Here is a 21,389-nt window from a genome sequence, read left to right on the forward strand (position 1 = left end):
GATTCCAAGAAAATGCCTGACATTTTTTCGATCCAATAAAAAAAGATCCGCCGCTTGGCGAACCCATTTATAACTTGATGGCATACACCCGTTCAGGACGTCCTACCGTGCCATACGTTAAATCGGCATCAATTTTTTCCTCTGACATCAAGTGCTCCAGATAACGCCTTGCCGTTGTCCTGCTCACCCCGATCTCCTTTGCCACTATTTCGGCCGTTAACCCAGGGGAGGATTTCCCCAACACAACCATCACCTTCTCCAATGTCATCCGATCAATCCCTTTTGGCAGTGAAGCCTGTTCCCTCTCTTTTTCTTTCATATCCTTTCGCAAAAGCTTATCAACCTGTTGCTGCGTTACGGGAAAATTGCCCTTTTCCAATTCAGACAGCTTAATGTGATACTCCTGATACCGGAGTAGGGACTGCTTGAAACGTTCAAATGCGACAGGCTTGATAATATAATCGAATATGCCGATCTTGATGGCTTCCTGGACTTTTTCGATTTCTTTAGCCGCCGTTATCATGATGACATCCATTTGTTTGCTTTGCTGCTTGATTTCTTTCAGGATATCGAGCCCATTCATATCCGGAAAATACATATCGAGCAGCAGTAGATCCGGCTGCATGATTTCAATGAAGCTTTTAGCCTCGTCATAGCTTGATGCGATCCCGATCGTTTGAAACCCCTCAAGCTTTTCGATGAATAGCTTTTGTATCTCGGCAATCCGCAGGTCATCCTCGACGATCAGAACTTCTATAGCGCGATGGGCCATCATTTAATCCCCCTCTGTCTTTTGGTATAGCTACGGTAAAGATCGTATATTCCCCTTCTTTCGTCGAAAAAGTGATATATCCCCCTAAACCATCAATTGCTTCCTGAACAAGGCTCAAACCTATACCTGAATTGGTTTGATGGCTTTTCGTCGTAAAACCGTTCCGGAAAATCAGTTCGGTAACCTCCGAACCCATCCCTTTTCCATTATCTTCAACCTCTATGATCAACTCTTTACCCAAGTCCGTGACGAACAACGATACCCTTTTTTCCTCCCTTTCGTTTTCCCGCACAGCTTCGAAGGCATTATTGATGAGATTGCCGATGATCGTCACTAATAAATCCCGATCTATTTCAGACGGAATATCTTTAAAACTGCTTTCTCTATCGATGGTAAAATCAATTTTCAGCTCGCTGGCTAAACTTACCTTCCCTAAGATGAACCCCGCAATGATCGGATCGGGCACTTCCTTCATCAGAAAGTGAAGGAAGCCCTGGGTGACATCGACTTCCTTCGATATGAAATCCATTGCTTCTTTATATGAACCGAGTTGAATCAAGCCCAGCAGTGTATAAAGCCGATTGGAATATTCATGTGTCTGGGCCCTCAGCCCTTCTGCATACGCCTTTACATGTGACAGTTCTTGCAGGAGATTGGATAGCTCCGATTTATTTCTCAAACTTGCAACGGCACCGATGATTTCCCCCTGTCCATTCAAAATGGGAATCCGGCTTGCCAAAAAAACTTCACCGTCAATCATGAATTCCTGATCATACTCGGCCCGTGCCGTACTGACTACATCTAGCAAATGTGTATGCGTGATGACTTCTTCGATTTTTCTTCCGCGAAGCATGACGTCTTTAGGGATATGAAGGATTTTATGCGCCGTTTCATTGACGATGGTGATTTTCCCATGAACATCAATGGCAATGATGCCTTCATGAATGGATTCCAAAATGGCATGCTTCTCTTGAAACATCCAGGCGATCTCTTTCGGCTCCAGACCCAATATCGCCTTTTTTATATTGAATGAAATGAAAAAGGCTACCAATAAACCGCCGATTAATATAAAAGAGATAATCAAGACGATCTTTCTTTGTATACTGGACACTTCTTTTTCAATATCATCCTGTAGGTAGCCAACGGAGACGACACCAATGACCCTTTCATTGGCGATTATCGGGGATTTCCCCCTTATGGAAGGTCCCAATGTGCCAGTGGACTCCGTGATGATGGATTTCCCATCCCAAACCTCAGCGTTATCTCCCCCAACCATTTTCTTTCCGATCAGGTCGGGATTTGGATGGGACAGCCTTGTTTCATTTTCATCTCCTATCACTATGAATTCCGCATCAATCTGCCTGCGAATCCTTTCCGCGATGGGCTGGATGATTACAGAAGGATGATCCGTTCGAAAAGCTTGTTTAATTTCAGGCAGCAAAGAAACGGTCTGGGCAACCGACAATGCTTTTTCCCCTGTCTCCTGCTTCAGGTTATTTTCCAGGATATTTATGAAAATAACTTCAAAGATTCCACCCATTAAGATGATTAACGTACAGATGCCCAGCATCAACTTGGTGTGTAAACGCATTCAATCACCTCTACTTACATCATATAAAAAATAACCCCTTTAAAAAAGGGGTTATTTCGCAACATTCAGAAAATATCGATTAACCTTCAATATTGATGACAACATCCTTCCCTCTCTTCTTAAGTAAAACCGGAATGAGCAGCCATAATGCCGTTACGATCAGGAAGGTCAGCGAAAGCGGCCGAGTGAAAAACAAACTGTAATCCCCATCGGATATCGTCAGTGCCCTGCGCATATTGTTTTCTATCATCGGTCCTAAAACCAGGCCTAATACCAACGGGGCGATTGGATAATCATTTTTACTTAAGAAATATCCCAAGACCCCGCATCCTAATAATAGCAATAAGTCATAAGTCGATACTTGTACAGCATAAACACCAAAAATGGAAATTGCGATAATGATCGGAATCAAATATTTCTTTGGCGTTTCAATGATTTTCGCAAAAACCTTAACGAGCGGGAGATTAAGGATCAGCAGCATCAGATTCCCGATGAACATACTGGCGATAAGTCCCCAAGCCACCTGAGGATGGTCCTCGAATAATAATGGACCTGGCTGAACATTGTACATCATGAGCGCACCCATTAAAATCGCCGTTGTACCGGAACCCGGAATTCCCAGTGTCAATAATGGAATCATCGCTCCGCCAGATGCCGCATTATTGGCCGTTTCAGGGCCAGCCACACCTGCGATTGCCCCTGTACCGAATCTCCCAGGTTTTTTTGAAATCCGTTTTTCCATAAGGTATGAGAAGAAGGAAGCAAGAGTGGCCCCTGCCCCCGGCAGGATTCCTACAAAGAAACCTAAGAGCGATCCCCTCGCAATCGGCCCCGCAGATTCCTTGAATTCTTCTTTGGAAGGAAGCAAATTATTGATCTTTGCAATTTCCCCATCATCCTCGTCCTTTTCCAAGATTGTCTTGAATACTTCCCCAAGGGCGAATAGACCAACAGCGATTGTCAGGAATTCGATCCCTTGATACAGCCAAGGAAAGTCGAATGTAAAACGGGCGATCCCGGATACATTATCAATGCCTATCGTCCCGATCAACAAACCGCAAACCGTCATGATCAGTGCCTTGGTTACGGATTTTCCCGCAAGGCCGCTGACTGCCGCCAACCCTAGAAGCATGAGTGAAAAATACTCCGCAGGACCGAATTTAATGGCAATCGTCGATAATGGCTGAGCCAAGGCAATCATGGCGATAAGGGTGACGATCCCTCCTACGAAGGAACCGATCGCCGAAATGGATAAAGCACTCCCGGCTCTTCCCTTCTTGGCCATTTGATAGCCATCCAATGTGGTGACGACAGAAGAAGATTCGCCAGGTGTATTCAATAGAATTGAAGTTGTCGATCCTCCATACATCGCTCCATAATAAACACCTGCAAGTAAAATGATGGCGCTTGTGGCCGCTTGCTCTGGTGGAAGTCCCCCTGTAATCGAAGCGGTTACCGGAATCAAAAGAGCCACGCCGCTCATCGGCCCGATTCCCGGCAAAACGCCGACCGCCGTACCGATCAATACCCCGACAAATGCAAAAAGGATGTTATACCAAGTTAGTGCCGTTTCAAATCCATGCATTAAATAATCAAAAGTGCCCACTTCACATCCCCCTTCCTTTTATGAAAACCAGATTGGCCAACCCGGCAGTGTTCCCTTTAACACATTCACGAATAAATAATAGATGATTCCGGAAAATCCTGCGGAAATGATGAGCGATGCCACCCACTTATTCCGTTCCATCGTTTGAAAGCAAACAAACAAAAAGAGAAAGGTCGTAATGACATATCCTATCGTTTCCAATGTCAAAATATAAATCAAGGTGGAGAGCAGAATGATGATAAAGGGTTTATATTCCAGCTTTCCCTTACCCGATTCCTGCACCTTGCTCCGAAATGCCTCATAGAACAGGCGAATACTTAAAACAGCAAGAACAAGCCCCAATACAAAAGGGAAAATGTCCGGTCCTACCGAACTTCCATAAGAAGAACTGGCCAGTTTCCTGCTTCCTATCATGAACAGCACCCCGACAGCCAGAAAGGCTACAGATGCAAAGCGATCAAATTTCACGTCCATCCTAATCCCTCCATTTCAGAAAACAAGAAGAAGGTGAAAGCACCTCCTTCTCCCCGATTATTTTTCCATGCCTAAAGCTTCTAATAATTGCTGCACCTGTTTCTCCTGTTCTTCTAAAAACTTGCTGAATTCTTCACTATTTTTATATTCCTGTTCCCATCCTTGAACTTCCACTTCTTTTTTCCATTCAGAAGTTTCAACTAACTTCGCAATGGATTTGCCCCAAAATGTTTTCGCTTCTTCAGACATATTCTGAGGTCCAAAAACACCTCTCCAAATCGTGAATTCAGCATCAACACCCTGTTCCTTTGCCGTCGGTATGTCTTTCAGATCTCCACCCAAACGTTCAGTCGAGGTTACGGCCAACACTCTGATCTTTCCTGCTTTTAAAAATTCCCTGACACTGGATGCATCCGTTCCGATCACATCTGCATTACCGCCAAGCAATGCCGTAATCGCTTCCCCCCCGCCGTCGTACGAAACGTATTTAAGTTCGGTTGGATTCAAGCCATATTCATAGGCTGGAAGAATGGAAATCAAATGATCCATGGACCCCGGTGCAGATCCTCCTGCAAAGGTCAACTTACGCGGATCTTTCTTCACCGCTTCCAGCACTGATTTCAAATCCTTGAATTCAGAATCCGCCTTTACCACTATCGCCCCATAATCTTTTGTCAGCTGTGCCAAAGGAGTCGTATTTTTATATCCATAAGGACTGTTGCCTTCTTTTTTAAGGTTATTGATGATGACAGGCGGTGAATTCACGAACAGCATGTCATTATTATCCGCTTGCTGTGTTGCATAGTCCGCCATGAAGACAGCGCCCCCGCCGCCGGGTTTGTTTTCGACGGTCAATGGCTGGTTCACCAATTTCGTCTCACCCAAGACCTTTGTAAATGAACGGGCCGTTAAATCCCATCCCCCGCCTGCACCCGAAGGAGCAACGACCGTTATCGCTTTTTTCGGATAACCTGTATCTTCTTTCTTTTCTCCTGATGTCCCCGAACTGCTGCATGCACCTAAACTTAAAGCTAACGAACCTGCCAATAGTACCGCTGAAATCTTTTTACGAGAAAACATAGTAATCCCCCTTTTGAAAGCGTTTTCTTAATTTTACAAAAATATCTTCGCTTTCAATGATTGCCCAACTAAAATGCATAAATTCCAAAACCTTCATATTGTTCATAAAGTTTTATCGGGAGACATGGGAAAAAGGCCCCTCACAAAGAGCAGCCCTGCTAGAATAGTATTTTTGATAGATACACGACCATCGTTACCGTTATACTGCTAAATAAAGTCGACATCAAAACCGCCTGTGCCGCATACTCCGGATGGTTGTCATATTCCAAAGCGAATAATGCGCTGTTTCTTGATGTGGGAAATGAGCTTGCAATAAACAACCCTTGGGCGACAGTCCCTTCCAAGCCCAGCATGAGGATGATCAGGAAGGCGATGGATGGTGAGAGTATTAAGCGCCCCGCCAAGCTAAGGATAAGCGGAAGCGGGAAATGCGTTATTTTCAAATAGGCACTCTGTGCCCCTAATGTTATCAATGCAATGGCTATGAAGGCACTCGCGATATTATCAATCGGGGTCCATAAGAACAGAGGGATTTCAAAAGAAACTGAATGTAATATTAAACCAAGCAATAAAGCATAAATGACGGGGTTCTTCAAGAACTCGCGAATGGCACCCTTTGCACTTTTTGTATGGACGGAAACAGAATTCATCAATCCATAGGTATAGGTCAACAGGTTTTGAAAAATGATCACGATGACTTGGATCGACAGACCAAGGGGGTTTCCATTAAAAACCATCTGACTGACAGGTAACCCGAAATTGGCCGAGTTATTCAGGACTACACTATTTTTAAACGTGGCCGAAAGACTTTGATCAAACCTGGCTAGTTTCGCTACCACTGTACTCACGATGATGAGGCTTACTGCTTGAAGAGCAAGGAAGCTGAATATCTGGACGATCATCCCCCCGCCCAATTTGCTTTGATAGATATTGACAAAGCTAATGGCGGGCATGAGCAGGAAGTGATTCAATTTAGACAGCGTATTCATATCCAACTTGAATTTACGATGCAGAATGGCCCCCGCCCCTATAAGGAAAAAAACCGGTACAATCACATTCAATACAATCAGAAACAGGACACTCACTTGACTTCCTCTCCATTCCTTAGGCAAATTCCTGATGATTTACATCTCCCATCTATCATAATGCCGGGATGGCCATAATTAAAATACCAATAAATTATCGTTATCCATTCAAAAAAGGAATGATAAAAAAGCACAGAGGTTTCTGCGCTTCAGTTAAATATCCCTCATGAAATCGACGCCTTTGACAAATTCGACAAACTCTTTGACCAGTTTTAATTCCAGCGACTTTTCATGATATAACATCCATGTATTCCTGATAAGGGGATTACCTTGCTTGTCCTTAAGGTCCATTTGACGGAGGTTTTGGTCATTCTCCAATAAAACACTGGGGAGGATGCCATATCCCAGGCCATTCTTGACCATTTCCTTGCATGTATCCCCTTTGTCCACTTCCATCCCCACCAAAGGAGGTCCGGAAAAATTGTCTCTCCACCAATTATCGATCATTGTTTTCAAAAGGGCATCTGTCCCATAATCGATCCTCGGCAGGAAAGGCAGGTTCCGGACTTCGATTTCTTCCTTGGAAGCAATGCAAATCGTTTCCTCAAAAAGATGATGCCTTGATCCTGACCATTGATAATCCCCCCGAACAATCCCGACATGCACTTCTTCCTTATAAATGAGGTTCAGCACTTCTTTACTCCAGCCGGTTGTCACATGGAAATCCACTTTAGGAAATCGCTCACGAAAAATTTTCAGCAGGCCAGGCAGCTTATGCAGCGTAATATAGTTGGAAACACCCAGCCGTAATGTTCCACTGATCTCCTGACCCATATTGAATGCTGTCTCCTTTATCTGCCGGAGCCTGATCAGCATCTCATCTGCACAGATGGCCAAATATTCACCTTGAGGGGTGAACTGCACTCCCCTAGTTCCCCGCTCCACAATCTTCAGATTGAATTCCTTCTCTATTTGTTGAATCCGTTTCGTTAAAGAAGGTTGCGAGATATATAAACTTTGCGCCGTTTTAGTAATATTCCTATGTTCATGCAACACCTTTAAAATATGCCAATCCCTTTCGTTCATAACCCTTCCCCCGATACGAATTCCCTTGAATGTTTTATAAAAACTGTACCACAAAAGGCCTGTTGGATATATCCTTTTACAAATACAAAAAAGCCCAGCCAAACCGGCAGGACTTTCCGATAAGCATCCTTCCAGCGAAGGATGCTCAGTCATTCAATAGAATCCTTTCAGGACATGTGTAGATATTCAGCGAATCATTGCGAATGAACCCGACCGTCGTGATTCCCAATCCTTCAGCCAACTCCAAAGCCAATTCAGTTGGAGCGGACTTCGAGAGTATCAGTTCACAGCCGATTTTCGCCACTTTCAAAAGAATTTCCGATGAAATCCGGCCGCTGAACACGATCGCCTTCCCTTCCATCGAAATGCCATTTTTCAAGCAATGGCCGTATATTTTGTCCAAGGCGTTATGCCGTCCGATGTCCATCCTGCTTAATACGAGCCCATTGGCATCACATAAAGCAGCATTGTGGACTCCGCCCGTATTCTGGAAAGTGACAGCAGAATTTTGTAAATCCTTCATCAAGCGGAAGCAGTCATCAGGAGTCAGTTTCACCGAAACATCATCCATTTTCTTGGCAGTCAATGCATCATTTACAAAGACGAAACCTTGTCTGCTCATTCCGCAGCATGATGTAATATACCGCTTATTTTGAAAGTCCTGGAAGTAGGGATTCACTTTATCCGTCTTCACATGAACAAAGCCTTCTTTTTCCTGAACCCAGACTTCTTTTATCTCATCATATTTTTTGATGATTCCTTCCGAAGCCAAATAACCAATCACCATATCCTCGATGTATTCAGGTGTACAAACCATCGTGACGAATTCCTGGCCATTTATTTTGACAGTAACGGGATGCTCCGTTACGATCGCATCTTCCGTCCGCTCGATGTTACCTTTGGTTATCCGGATGATGTCCCTCTTGATTTCAATCGCTTTCATGTTCCCACTCCTTTTACTATCCAGGAGCCAATTGACCAAATGTAAGGAACATGGTCAATGCCCGTTGAGTTTGTCCGCTATATTCTTATCAAATACGAATACGGAAATCGCTATGTTTTCCTTGATTTTGATGTCTGAAAACAAATGGAGCAGTTTAGCTCCAACCAGATCTTCCATTCCATCGGGAGGACTCTCCGAATACACATCCTGAACCATTTTGGTTCGTGCAGAATGGACCATATCCCTTCCTTCCTCCGATCTTGATATGAACATTTCCGTAGGAGTCAAATTTCCATATAACGTAGAAACGGCCATATTTTCCACGAAAACCGTGTGTATGCGTTCTGGTCCTTTACCGAATAGTTCCTTGCGCAGCTTACGAATCATATCATTGAATTCATGGATAACTTTTGACACCGTTGCGTCACTCCATTTCAAGAAAAATTAAGTTCTCAATTTTCTTATCATAAATCAACGCGAAGAAAAACGAAAGGAATTTGGGAATGATACCCTCTTTCCAGGATTGTTTCTTTTCATGATAAAAGGTATAATATCAATGATGAAAGTTGGGAGCATGATAGTGTACTGTTGTGTCCTATCTTTTTTAAAATTATCCATTATGGTATGGATTGGTATATTGGCAAGCTTTGCTATTAAACTATTCCACCATGACCTACATTTCCGTTCAGAGACGGAGGTGTAATCATGGTGGTTTTTTTGCGTCTTTTGGCTATAAAAGGGGGAAATATAATGATCGATTCAAACATCACCATCACAATCAACGGGAAGGCTTATACCGCTAATGAAGGTGCGACAATACTGGAGGTCATCAACCAAAATGAGATGGCCCATCCACAGATTTGTTATGTTCCTGAGGTGGATCCGATCCAAACATGCGACACATGCATCGTCGAAGTTAATGGGAAACTCGTCCGGTCATGTTCGACAAAAGCAGTGAGCAGCATGGATATAGCCTTGGACTCAAGCAAGGCAAAAGAAGCCCAAACCGAGGCCATGGACCGGATACTGGAAAACCATTCTTTATACTGTACTGTATGTGATAATAATAACGGAAATTGCAAACTACATAACACAGCAGAATTAATGGAAATTGAACACCAAAAATATCCTTATACACCGAAAGTGGAATTGGGTGCCGTCGATATGTCCCATCCATTTTACCGCTATGATGCCAATCAATGCATCGCATGCGGGCAATGTGTTGAAGTGTGCCAAAATCTTCAGGTCAACGAGACGCTGTCCATCGACTGGGAAGCAGAACGCCCTCGGGTAATATGGGATGAAGGAACGGAAATCAATAACTCATCTTGTGTAGGCTGCGGACAGTGTGTAACGATTTGTCCATGTAATGCATTAATGGAAAAATCGATGCTTGGCGAAGCTGGTTTCATGTCAGGCTTGAAAAACGATATGCTGGAACCGATGATCGACCTTGTCAAAGAAGTGGAACCTGGATACAGCGGGATTTTTGCCATTTCGGAGATTGAAGCGGCAATGCGAGAGACACGGACGAAGAAGACAAAAACGGTCTGTACGTTCTGTGGGGTAGGGTGCACATTCGAAGTCTGGACAAAAGGCCGTAAAATCCTTAAAGTCCAACCTACTCATGAAGCACCCGTCAATGCGATATCCACATGTGTCAAAGGGAAATTCGGTTGGGACTTCGTAAATTCGGAAGAACGTTTGACAAAGCCCCTGATTCGGAAAAACGGAAGATTCGTTGAATCAAGCTGGGATGAAGCACTTGATTTGGTTGCGTCCAGACTGGGTTCGATCAAACAGCAATACGGCGGAAATTCAGTAGGCTTCATTTCCTCATCCAAGATCACGAATGAAGAAAACTATGTCATTCAAAAACTGGCACGGCAAATGTTCGAAACGAATAACGTCGACAACTGCTCGCGTTACTGTCAATCCCCGGCAACAGACGGACTGTTCCGTACAGTCGGCATGGGCGGAGATGCTGGTACGATCAAGGATATCGCCGCAGCAGGACTTGTCATCATCGTTGGGGCTAACCCGGCAGAAGGACATCCCGTACTGGCGACACGCGTTAAACGGGCACACAAGCTTCACGGACAAAAGCTGATTGTAGCTGACATCCGCAAAAACGAAATGGCCGAACGTTCCGACATCCATATCAGCCCAAAACAAGGAACGGATCAAGTCTGGTTGATGGCGGTTACAAAATATATGATCGATCAAGGCTGGCATGATCAAGAATTCATCAATGAAAATGTTAACTTCTTCGACGATTATAAAGAAGTACTTGAGAAATATACCCTGGAATATGCAGAAACACATACAGGTATTTCTAAAGAAACATTGATCCAAATAGCTGAGGCCATTCGCGATGCAGACGGTACATGCATTCTTTGGGGTATGGGCGTAACACAAAACACCGGTGCCTCCGATACTTCGGCGGCAATTTCCAACCTGCTATTGGCTACGGGTAACTACCGTCGTCCAGGAGCGGGAGCCTATCCGCTTCGCGGCCACAACAATGTACAGGGCGCTTGCGATATGGGTACCCTTCCAACATGGCTTCCGGGATATCAGCATGTTACCGATGACGTGGCACGTGCTAAATTCGAAAAAGCTTATGGAGTGAAAATCGCTGGCCAACCAGGCTTGAACAATATTGAAATGCTTAAAGCGATAGAAAAAGGCGACATGAAGGCGATGTATCTTGTAGGTGAAGATATGGCACTTGTTGACGCGGATGCCAACCATGTCGATAAAGTGTTATCCGGATTGGACTTCTTTGTTGTCCAGGATATTTTCCTTTCAAGGACAGCCCAATATGCCGACGTGGTATTGCCCGGAGCTCCATCTCTTGAAAAAGACGGAACGTTCACCAATACGGAGCGCCGTGTACAGCGATTATATAAAGCCCTTCCCACTATGGGAGATTCTAAGGCGGATTGGGAAATCACCCAAGAAATCGCCAACCGCTTAGGTGCGAATTGGAATTACTCTCACCCTAGTGAAATCTATGACGAAATGGCAAGCCTGTCACCGATATTCAGCCAAGCGAATTACGAAGTGCTGGAAGGATGGAACAGCTTCCTCTGGGGGAGCCATGATGGATCAAGCACGCCCCTTCTTTATGTAGATGGCTTCAACTTCCCTGATAAAAAAGCGCGCTTTGCACTGGCTGACTGGGTGGAACCTCATAAATTCCCGGAAGAATATGACCTTCATATCAATAATGGACGCATGCTGGAGCATTTCCATGAAGGCAATATGACGAACAAGTCCAATGGAATCCAATCGAAAGTACCTGATATTTTCGTCGAGGTTTCACCAGAACTTGCCAAAGAACGTAAAGTCAGTGATGGCGGACTCGTTCGCTTGGTGTCTCCATTCGGGGCCGTTAAGTTAAAAGCATTGATCACAGACCGTGTTAAAAATAATGAGCTATTTTTACCGATGAACTCCGTCGATAAAGACTCTGCCATCAACTTCCTGACCGGTCCCATCTATGATCGACGCACAAGCACGCCTGCTTACAAACAGACGATGGTCCGCATGGAAGTATTAAGCGCAAGCGGAGACGTTCCATTACCGGGTACCAATCCACGGAACAAAAAACGTCATCCTCAAAATGGTGTCGAGGTTGAACGTAAGTGGGCCCGTCCAGGGTATGTTCACTTAACGGATAATTAAACAAGGAGGGTGAAGATCATGGCAGCTCCTATAACGGAAATCCATAATCCCATTACTGAGGAAGAGATAAAACTACAAAAACTGGAGGAACTGAAAACGCTGATTACCGATAATGAAGATGCCTTGAACAATATGTTTAAAATCGTCAATGAACTGAATGACTCGGGAGTATTCGAAGCCGCGACCTCCATGCTTCAAGGAAAAGAACAAATTGCGAAAATCGCACTTCAACAAATCACAAGGCAACCTGTAACAAACCTGATCAATACCCTTATGGGTGCAACAGGAGCCTTGATGAACGCCGATGCCGCACAATCCACGAAACTGCTGAACAGTGCACTTGCAGGAATTGATGAAGGAAACAAATTCCTTCAGGCCGATAAGAAGATCGGTGTTCTGGAATTAATGAAAACATTGAATGATCCAGACATAAACAGGGCGATCGGCTTTGGCGTCCACTTCCTCAAGGGAATGGGCAAGGAATTAAAAGAATAGAAACGGAACAAAGACTCAAGAGAAGCTTCTTTTGAGTCTTTTTCTATCATAGGGCTTAGTTGCTGCAAAACTGCTGAAAGTGCAGCGTTGGATAAGATTAGCATTGGAGTGGATGTTGGATGTGTAATGAATCAAGAAGATAAAATTAAGGGCAAAAGAATTACATCTAGTCTCAGTAAAAATTTCCAAAATGTTGATGTGAATATAAAGAAATGAGTTAAAGTCATTCATCAAAATACAGGCTGTACACCCTCCCCTTATTCGCACCACTGCTTGTCAGATTCAATGATTGCAAGATCCTCGTTGCACTGGATGAAGAGGAAATGTTTAAAAAGTTCCTCAACTGCCGATTCGTTATGGTCGGGCCTAATAGATAAAAATAATCTCGTAAAGCCGGGATATGTGCTTTTTTACTGGAGAGTTGGCATTGATTGCAAAGCCATGTGCCATGCCTTCTAAATAATTTATTGCCCTTACAATTCTCACAAATCACTCCTTTAATTAGGTCCTTTTCGGTAAGATTGTATCGTTCCAGAATGGAAAAGTCCGCATCGATGTGGAGTTTATTCATTACGCGAATTGCTTTCTTCAAATCTTTCTCACTAAAACTGGATTCTGTTATGGAATGCTCCATTTGATTAATTTTATCGGGAAGTGCATCGCGATGGATAACTTTATAGTGGAGTTCATGGTTTTCAAGGGCTGTACGGATGATGGTTTGGGGATTACTGATGACAATCAATGAAAGGATGGGCAGTGAGGGAAAACCGTTTTTCAAGAACCAATTGGTCAATTGTGATTCCTGGCGGCTGACTTGTATGATGGGATCTGGAAAGGCCGTTTCTTTTCCTTCTATCTTTCGAATGAGCTGATTGAAATGCGGATCAAAATAGATCGACCCTGCAATGTTCTTCACTTCAATGATAAGCGCATATTTCTTGGAGATTAATAAGGTATCCAGCAAAAAATCGGGATTGATCCTGAAGCCTTAAATCGTGGAAGATGAAATGGCTTTTCGGTTCAAGAAAGCTTAATGGAAAATCAATGGAACATTCCCCTTTATAGCCCGCTTCCCTTTTATTGAGATCGTTCATGATTAAGGGAACTTTAGGGTGATTCGGAGGAAGCCTGCACGCTAATGCACGTAATTTGCGGACGGCAAGAGGAACTTTTCTTTTTTTTACAATCAATTTCATCGCTCCAATCCTATTTTCTTCAAAAGGATTCTACAGCAAATGATTGAAATTGTACAGTTTATCTGCGAAATCGGGAATATATCTTCGAAACTGGAGATATATCAACGAAAAATTCTGATATATCTGCGAATTATTCGATTTATCGATTTTTCGACAAAAACGACGAAAAAAAACCAAATAAAAAACCACCAATATATGTATTGGTGGAGACGGTGGGAGTCGAACCCACGTCCAGACATAACGGCACTTAAGCTTCTACGAGTGTAGTCGATATATTCGCATTTCGCGAACTCATTAGCCTATCGACAGGCGGCAGAGCAGCTAGTCTGATTGGTCTCTTCCTTCATCCTCAGACGGTGGATTCCGGCGTATCCCACTTAGAGTGAGTCCCTTACCCTACCACGTGGGCCATGGAGGGAGGAACAGCTATCGACTGTTATTAAGCAGCGAAAGCTAGGTTGTTGTTTTGTTTGCCAGTTATAGGCGTTGACGTTTTAACGAGGCCGATCCCCTCGACTCGCAACTTAAGCTCGAACTATCCCTGTCGAATCCGTAACGTCCCCATGATAGAAATGGAGCGTACGAGAGAAGAATAGTCAGCAAGTTGGCTGATATTCAATTGTCATCGGTACAGGATTAATTATAACAGATTGGTTCAAAAAATCAATTGTAAGGTCTTGGCAGTTTTACATCTTCTGACGATCACGGAAAGCACGTTCAATATCACGCTTCGCTTCCTTCTTCTTCAGGTCATCACGCTTGTCATATTGTTTCTTCCCTTTTCCAAGTCCGATTAAAACTTTGGCAAAGCCATTCTTTAAATACATTTTCAACGGGACGATGGTGTAACCTGTTACCTTTGTTTCCCCGATCAGTTTACTGATTTCTTTCTTATGCAAAAGAAGCTTCCGTGTCCGTAACGGATCATGGTTAAACTGGTTTCCCTGCTCATAAGGGCTGACATGCATATTATGAAGATAAACTTCACCATTTTCTATTTTAGCGAAGGCATCCTTCAAATTCACTCGGGCCGCACGGATTGCTTTGATTTCGGTCCCTTTTAAAACGATTCCTGCTTCAAACGTTTGTTCAATAAAGAAATCATGATACGCTTTTTTATTTTGTGCTAGTTGTTTACCTGAGCCTTTTGGCATCTAACTCTCCCCTTTTTTACATCCAATCGCGGCGAGAGGATGGAATGATCATCCCCCCGCCTGAATCTTTATCTCTTTTTAGGTTTTCTCTTGCGCTTGGCAGCTGGCGCATTTTCAAAGAATTTTTTCTTCTTTTTCGATTTTCTTCCAGAAGAAGTCGAATCTCCATTACGGTCGCCGCCTTTTCCTTCCTTACGTCCCCCATTGCCGCCTCGGCCGCGTTTGCGTTCACCTGAATTGGCTTTGAATATTTTCTTCTCGCCGGATGGACGCGGACGGCTTACCTTCATGCCGATAATTTCAAAATCGATGGCGCGTTCCTCTTTATTGACGTTGGAAACCCGTACGTCGATTTCATCGCCAATCCGGAACACATTACCGGTACGTTCCCCGATCATTGCTAGCTGACGCTCATCGAAGCGATAATAATCATCCGTCATGAAGCTGACATGGACAAGTCCTTCAATCGTGTTCGGCAGCTCGACGAACATCCCGAAATTGGTGACTGAACCAATGATCCCGGTATATTCCTCGCCGATTTTATCCAGCATGTATTCCGCTTTTTTCAGATCATCCGTTTCCCGCTCGGCATCGACTGAGCGACGTTCACGTTTCGATGTATGATCGGCAATCTCAGGTAAATTGGCATTCCATTTCTCCTTCGTAGCTTCATCCATTTTACCTTCCACCAAGTAGGTCCTGATCAGCCTGTGCACGATCAAATCCGGGTAACGGCGAATCGGCGATGTGAAATGTGTATAAAACTCAGCAGATAAACCAAAGTGGCCTAAGCTCTCCGGATCATATTTCGCCTGTTGCATGGAACGAAGCATGACGGTGGATATGACCGTTTCTTCCGGCTTACCGGCAACCGCCTCAATGATTTCCTGTAACGCCTTAGGATGGACGTCATTGGCCGATCCCCTTACAATGTATCCGAAGTTCGTAATGAATTCGAAGAAACGCTGCAGTTTTTCCGGCTTTGGATCTTCATGAATACGGTAAATGAACGGTAGGTCAAGACGGTGGAAATGCTCAGCAACGGTTTCATTAGCTGCAAGCATGAACTCTTCAATCAGCTTTTCCGCAACCGACCTTTCACGTAAAACCACATCAGTCGGATGGCCCTCTTCATCAACGATGACTCTTGCTTCATTGAAATCAAAGTCGATTGCACCGCGGTTCATCCGGTTCTTGCGAAGGATGGCCGCTAGCTTCTCCATGTCCTGGAACATCGGCACCAACGCTTCATAGCGTTCAAGCTGTTCTTCATCTTTATCGACAAGGATTTTGTTCACATTGCCATATGTCATACGTTCCGTCGTCTTAATGACACTTTCAAAAATATCATGGTTGACGACTTTGCCATCCGGCGTGATTTCCATTTCACATGAGAGTGTAAAACGATCGACTTGTGGGTTCAAGGAACAAATGCCATTCGATAAACGATGCGGGATCATCGGGATGACCCTGTCCACCAAATACACGCTCGTCCCTCTTTCCAGGGCTTCCTTATCGATTGGAGAACCTTCCTTCACGTAATGACTGACATCAGCAATATGAACGCCCAGCTTGTAATTGCCATTCTCAAGCTTGGAAACAGTGACGGCATCATCCAGATCCTTTGCATCCGCTCCATCAATCGTAACCAAAACATCATTACGCAAGTCCCTGCGGTTGCCAATTTCACTTTCTTGAATGGTATCGGAAACGGCATTGGCCTGCTCCATGACGTCATCCGGGAACTCCATCGGCAAACCATACTTATGGATCACGGAAAGAATATCGACACCAGGATCATTTTTATGGCCAAGAATCTCAATGACTTCACCTTCGGCACTTATGCGTCCCTCAGGATAAGAAGTAAGCTTGACGACAACCTTATGTCCCTCTACCGCTCCATGTGAAGCATGCTGTGGAATGAAGATATCGTTTGCGATCTTTTTATCATCAGGGATGACGAAACCAAAACTTTTACTTTCGGAGTATGTACCGACCACTTGTGTAATTCCGCGTTCAAGTATTCTGATGACCGTGCCTTCTTGCCTTGAGCCCGATGTTTCCGAAGATACCCGTACCATGACGACATCTCCATGCATCGCTGTGCCCGTTTCATTTGGCGGAATGAAAATATCATCCATTCCCGGGTTGTCTTCAGGTGTGACAAAGGCAAACCCCTTTGCGTGCCCCGTTAATTTACCGCGGAACAAATTCATTTTTTGCGGCAGGCCGTAACGATTGCTCCTCGTTCTGACCACCAATCCCTTTTCTTCCATTTTTACTAAAGCCTTAACGAAATTCTTGAAATCTGCCGAGTCTTCGATTTTCAAAGCCTCTTCCAGTTCTTGTACCGTTAGCGGCTTATACGCTTCATCCGTCATGTATGTCAGAAGCTTATTAATATGTTCTTGAATGTTATCTTCCATGAAAACCCTCCTATTCAGGGTATATTTTTGTTATTCGGACCAATCCAGGCTTTCTAAAAATTCCAATACATCTTCATGCAGCTCGTCTTTTTCTTTATCAAGGGTTATGACATGACCGGATTCTTCATACCACTTGATTTTTTTGACCGGTGATTCTACGGAATCAATAATAATATCGGCACTTTTTGGATTGATAACATCATCATGCCGGCCCTGCACGACAAATGTCGGAGCATAAATAAGATCGACGTGCTCCCGTACATCCGTTATCAATTCCTGAAGGGCTTTCAATGTATTCATCGGTTTATCGGCAAGGAGGTCCATTTCAAGCTCTATTTGCTCTTGAGTTTTTCCTTCATACTTCTTAAATTCTCTGGCGTACTCCAATACTCCTTTAAACATCATTTCTTCACTTTTGATATACATAGGCGCACACATTGTTACGATACCCTTTATAGGTACAGTGTAACCTAATTTAAGAGAAAATACGCCTCCTAATGAGAGTCCGGCAACAGCAATTTCTTCATGGCCTTTGCTTTTCAGGAAATCATAGCCCATCATGACATCTTTCCACCAATCTTCCGGACCTGTTTTCACCAGCTCCTCTGGGGGAACGCCATGCCCTTCATAGTGCGGGGCATGGCAGGTGTATCCCTGTTTCTCCAAGTAACGGCCCAGCATCCGTACATCCGCTGAATTCCCCGTGAACCCATGTAAAAGTAAGACAGCCCTTTTTCCGCCTTCAAAAGTAAAGGGCTGCTGCAGCTTGATTTTCATGACCTTAAACTCCTTTATCAGTAAATAGAATTTCAAAAAATCCCTATCCTATAATTAAGTACTAAAATCACTATATCTATTCATGCAACTATTGTGCAAAGAAAAAAGCCTAGCTATTTAGCTAGACTCATTTTTGATCCATTACACATCAAAGTATGCAACAAGTAAAGTTAAAGCAAAGAATAGAATCGCCAATACTATTGTCGCACGATGTAAAACCAGGTCCAAACCGCGTGCCTTTTGCTTTCCGAATAACTGCTCAGCACCGCCGGCAATCGCACCTGATAAACCTGCACTCTTACCTGATTGAAGCAATACCGTCACAATGAGGGCGATACTGACAATCACTAAAAGCGTTATGAGAAATGCATGCATGCAATTACACCTCCTGAAGAACCAATAAACAATTACTTTAACTTTACCACACCCAATAAATATCCACAATCTTTGTTATACTATGATGGTAAGAATTCCTAAAAACCCATAGTCATTTATTTTCTTTTTGAATCAAAGTTTGAGATAATTTGCATAAATAGAGAAAGAGGTGTCAACATGTTTAAGTCCATACTACGGATTCTTGATCTCCTGACCATCCTATTCTCGGCGGTTGCCGGCTATTCTTTATGGGCAGGCGGAAGCAATTTCATCAGCGTCCTATTAATCATCCTATCACCGCTTCTATTGCTGCTGGCAAAGTATCACGGAAATCGATACTTATTATTTGCTGCATATATCACGACAACCGTTTATTTTACTGCTATTATTTATAATGGACTTTCCAATAGCGGTATCGACTTTTTCCAATCAAGCTTCCATGTCCTCCTGATCGGGGCAGCAGCCGCCTTGCTGAGCGTCATAGCGGCGGTCATTGGGTTCGGGACCAATACCCTTACGATTCTTTGGTTATCGCTTCACGCCCTTGTCACATTCGAGACAATCAGGATGTCATCCGGTTTCCTTTCGAGCTTTTGGTCTGATCCCGTCGTGGAAACCGCAATCCGTAACGATTATCCATTTTTACTGATGGTCGTCTGGATTGGCTTATTTCTTGATAAGTATCAAAGTGAATTAACAAGGGATTACTTATCACGATAATTTTCAAAACTACTTTTATTGGAAATCTTATATTAAAAGCAAGGGGCCTTTCATATGTTAAAACCTATATTTGCAGCAACCGCTCTATCATCTTTCATTCTGATGGCTGGCTGTTCATCCGACCTGACAAGCGAGCATGAAAAAGAGCAAAAAGAAGAACAACCGAGCTCCCAGGAGACTGAGAAGGAGACTGAGACCGACAAGAATAATGATTCAAAAGAATCGGCCCAACGCCAGGTGGAAGTTGATGAAACGGCTAAACCCGGACAGGCTGGCCTTCAGACATTAGCCCATCCGGAAGGCATTCCTGTACTTGTCAATAAACAATACAGCCTGCCTGAAGATTACAAACCTGCTGACCTCATCTACCCAAAAGTGGATTTCATCTTTCAAGATAAAATTGAAAAAAGAATGATGCGAGAGGAAGCGGGAAAGGCACTTGAAGTAATGTTCCAGGCTGCCGAAAAAGAAAACATGCACTTTGCCGGCGTTTCCGCTTATCGCTCTCACCAAAGACAGATCGAGGTCTTTAATAACTATGTGGCTAAGGACGGAGAAGAAAAGGCGAAAACCTACAGTGCAATGCCTGGGACAAGCGAGCATGAAACGGGCCTGGCGATTGATGTCACGACCCACGATGGGGCATGCGCTGCCCAAGACTGCTTCGGTGATACGAATGAAGCGGCCTGGCTTGCTGAACATGCACATGAATACGGATTTATCATCCGCTACCCTGAAGGCAAGGAAAACATCACGGGTTATAAATACGAACCATGGCACATCCGCTATGTTGGTGTCGCTACCGCAACTGAAATCTTTGAAGCGAAGATTACATTAGAAGAATACTATAATGCCGTACCAGTGGAAGCTGTATCGAATAAATAAAAAAAGGTGCCCGGATGCGGCACCTTTTTTTATTAATCAAACGTTTGATTAAATGGTCTTATCTATCTTGAATCCAGCTGGAATCATGTCTAAGATGTAACAATCCCCATCTTTTCTATAAGAGAATGATGTAACTTTAAGGTTTGATAACAGTTCGAAATGAACCGGAGGGGACTGTACTTTCATAGTCACTTTCGCTGACTTCATAAGGTTTGGGTAAAGCAATAACCTGAAAATTCGAATCATGCTTTACCTTTGGAAGCTTATATTCAAACACTTTTCTTTCACCGGGGTTAACTGCCACATTTCCTACTAACTGATCATTTTCCAACGGAATCTGCTGCCATTGATTTAATGCAATGATATTGTAATTTTCCTTTTTTTCACCAACATTCCCAACAGATATGAAAACATGTTCACCACTTCTTGCTGCAGACAGGATATGCAGTTCCTCTTTTTGCTTGCTGACAAATATGGTATCGTTTGGGCCTTTTTTAATCGTGTCATCTGGAATTAAACCAGCAGCTGCTTTTGGATTGTCCCCGTTGCTCTTAACCATATAACGCATAGGTAACACTTCTTGCAATGTATGCATTCTTGATATATCTAATTTATCTATTAAATAATTTGGTTTTTTAATTATAAGATAATCTATTTCTTTTGTACTATTGTTAGTGGTAACACTCAGATTAAACTCGATACTTTTATTTGGCTTGGCATTAAAAGTATAAACACTGTATTGCTTTCCTTCAACTGTGAAGGGTGTTTGTTCAAAGTTACTAAGGACTATTAAGGCATATTCTCTTTCCACTTCTATAAAATTTGAGAGAGAAAGAGTATACTCGAGCTTATTATTTTTCGGTTCTAGAGCACTTCCATTATTCATTACTTTTCCATCCGCATCTAACAAGCCGTAGGAGATGGTATTGGAGCCTTCCTTAAAACTAGGCTGTACACCTTTTGTGATTTCATCAGACATTTTATTGTAAAAAATCCATCCTGAGATTCCAATCAATAAAAGGGACATTGCTATCAAAAGCTGTTTTTTCATATCATCATTGCTCCTAAATAAAGTTAAGGCTAACATCAGTTAG

Annotated in this window: 19 protein-coding genes and 1 other RNA gene; 4 read left to right on the forward strand and 16 right to left on the reverse strand. The window is 43.4% G+C overall.

Annotated features, from left to right (window positions below; genetic code table 11):
* Positions 1-67: 67 nt before the first annotated feature.
* From AC3WLU_RS07270 to AC3WLU_RS07310, 9 genes are all read right to left on the reverse strand, one after another.
* A complete protein-coding gene (locus AC3WLU_RS07270) occupies positions 68-775 on the reverse strand; it encodes a response regulator (protein ID WP_187050249.1) in 708 nt (235 codons plus the stop codon).
* Positions 732-2,363, reverse strand: coding sequence for an ATP-binding protein (locus AC3WLU_RS07275; protein WP_413000709.1), 1,632 nt, complete (start codon positions 2,361-2,363; stop codon positions 732-734). Before AC3WLU_RS07275 ends, AC3WLU_RS07270 begins: the two co-directional genes overlap by 44 nt.
* Positions 2,364-2,442: 79 nt before the next feature.
* Positions 2,443-3,969, reverse strand: coding sequence for a tripartite tricarboxylate transporter permease (locus AC3WLU_RS07280; protein ID WP_063574719.1), 1,527 nt, complete (start codon positions 3,967-3,969; stop codon positions 2,443-2,445).
* A gap of 18 nt (positions 3,970-3,987) precedes the next feature.
* The gene (locus AC3WLU_RS07285) at positions 3,988-4,443 is read right to left on the reverse strand and encodes a tripartite tricarboxylate transporter TctB family protein (protein WP_230300565.1); all 456 of its coding nucleotides are present in this window, start codon (positions 4,441-4,443) and stop codon (positions 3,988-3,990) included.
* 57 nt (positions 4,444-4,500) lie between these two features.
* Positions 4,501-5,523: a tripartite tricarboxylate transporter substrate binding protein gene (locus AC3WLU_RS07290; RefSeq protein WP_492597046.1), complete on the reverse strand. Its 1,023-nt coding sequence runs from the start codon at positions 5,521-5,523 to the stop codon at positions 4,501-4,503.
* Between the two features lie 158 nt (positions 5,524-5,681).
* On the reverse strand, positions 5,682-6,608 hold the full coding sequence (locus tag AC3WLU_RS07295) for an AEC family transporter (RefSeq protein WP_034310023.1): 927 nt from the start codon (positions 6,606-6,608) through the stop codon (positions 5,682-5,684).
* Positions 6,609-6,761: 153 nt separating this feature from the next.
* Positions 6,762-7,634, reverse strand: a complete 873-nt coding sequence (locus AC3WLU_RS07300) for a LysR family transcriptional regulator (RefSeq protein ID WP_063574716.1) — start codon at positions 7,632-7,634, stop codon at positions 6,762-6,764.
* Between the two features lie 145 nt (positions 7,635-7,779).
* Positions 7,780-8,577: a formate dehydrogenase accessory sulfurtransferase FdhD gene (gene fdhD / locus AC3WLU_RS07305; protein ID WP_095679215.1), complete on the reverse strand. Its 798-nt coding sequence runs from the start codon at positions 8,575-8,577 to the stop codon at positions 7,780-7,782.
* Positions 8,578-8,631: 54 nt separating this feature from the next.
* A complete protein-coding gene (locus tag AC3WLU_RS07310) occupies positions 8,632-8,994 on the reverse strand; it encodes a Na-translocating system protein MpsC family protein (RefSeq protein ID WP_048688083.1) in 363 nt (120 codons plus the stop codon).
* Positions 8,995-9,327: 333 nt separating this feature from the next.
* Here AC3WLU_RS07310 and fdhF point away from each other — a divergent pair, with 333 nt between their 5' ends.
* Together fdhF and AC3WLU_RS07320 are read left to right on the forward strand one after the other, a co-directional pair.
* Complete coding sequence (gene fdhF / locus AC3WLU_RS07315; RefSeq protein WP_492597047.1) at positions 9,328-12,267, forward strand: formate dehydrogenase subunit alpha; 2,940 nt, start codon at positions 9,328-9,330, stop codon at positions 12,265-12,267.
* A gap of 18 nt (positions 12,268-12,285) precedes the next feature.
* Positions 12,286-12,762 carry a helical membrane plugin domain-containing protein gene (locus AC3WLU_RS07320; protein WP_034310010.1) on the forward strand — a complete coding sequence of 159 codons (477 nt, stop codon included), beginning with the start codon at positions 12,286-12,288 and terminating at the stop codon, positions 12,760-12,762.
* Between the two features lie 223 nt (positions 12,763-12,985).
* Here AC3WLU_RS07320 and AC3WLU_RS07325 read toward each other — a convergent pair whose 3' ends face one another.
* From AC3WLU_RS07325 to secG, 6 genes are all read right to left on the reverse strand, one after another.
* Entirely contained in the window at positions 12,986-13,726 is a 741-nt protein-coding gene (locus AC3WLU_RS07325) for a nuclease-related domain-containing protein (RefSeq protein ID WP_492597048.1), read from the reverse strand.
* Positions 13,727-14,159: 433 nt separating this feature from the next.
* Positions 14,160-14,521, reverse strand: a transfer-messenger RNA (tmRNA) gene (ssrA, locus tag AC3WLU_RS07330).
* Between the two features lie 123 nt (positions 14,522-14,644).
* On the reverse strand, positions 14,645-15,112 hold the full coding sequence (smpB, locus tag AC3WLU_RS07335) for an SsrA-binding protein SmpB (RefSeq protein ID WP_034310006.1): 468 nt from the start codon (positions 15,110-15,112) through the stop codon (positions 14,645-14,647).
* A gap of 68 nt (positions 15,113-15,180) precedes the next feature.
* A complete protein-coding gene (gene rnr / locus AC3WLU_RS07340) occupies positions 15,181-17,538 on the reverse strand; it encodes a ribonuclease R (RefSeq protein ID WP_057278103.1) in 2,358 nt (785 codons plus the stop codon).
* A gap of 30 nt (positions 17,539-17,568) precedes the next feature.
* Positions 17,569-18,315 carry an alpha/beta hydrolase gene (locus tag AC3WLU_RS07345; protein ID WP_098185506.1) on the reverse strand — a complete coding sequence of 249 codons (747 nt, stop codon included), beginning with the start codon at positions 18,313-18,315 and terminating at the stop codon, positions 17,569-17,571.
* A gap of 141 nt (positions 18,316-18,456) precedes the next feature.
* The gene (secG, locus tag AC3WLU_RS07350; protein WP_034309999.1) at positions 18,457-18,690 is read right to left on the reverse strand and encodes a preprotein translocase subunit SecG; all 234 of its coding nucleotides are present in this window, start codon (positions 18,688-18,690) and stop codon (positions 18,457-18,459) included.
* A 177-nt stretch (positions 18,691-18,867) separates the two neighbouring features.
* On the opposite strand from secG, the gene AC3WLU_RS07355 reads away from it, so the two are divergent.
* Positions 18,868-19,410, forward strand: coding sequence for a hypothetical protein (locus AC3WLU_RS07355; RefSeq protein ID WP_057278104.1), 543 nt, complete (start codon positions 18,868-18,870; stop codon positions 19,408-19,410).
* A gap of 54 nt (positions 19,411-19,464) precedes the next feature.
* Positions 19,465-20,295: a M15 family metallopeptidase gene (locus AC3WLU_RS07360; protein WP_098864840.1), complete on the forward strand. Its 831-nt coding sequence runs from the start codon at positions 19,465-19,467 to the stop codon at positions 20,293-20,295.
* A 136-nt stretch (positions 20,296-20,431) separates the two neighbouring features.
* Here the strand turns inward: AC3WLU_RS07360 and AC3WLU_RS07365 are convergent, their stop codons facing one another.
* Positions 20,432-21,346, reverse strand: a complete 915-nt coding sequence (locus AC3WLU_RS07365; protein WP_492597049.1) for a hypothetical protein — start codon at positions 21,344-21,346, stop codon at positions 20,432-20,434.
* Between the last annotated feature and the right edge of the window lie 43 nt (positions 21,347-21,389).

The organism is Peribacillus sp. FW305-BF15, assembly GCF_058783805.1.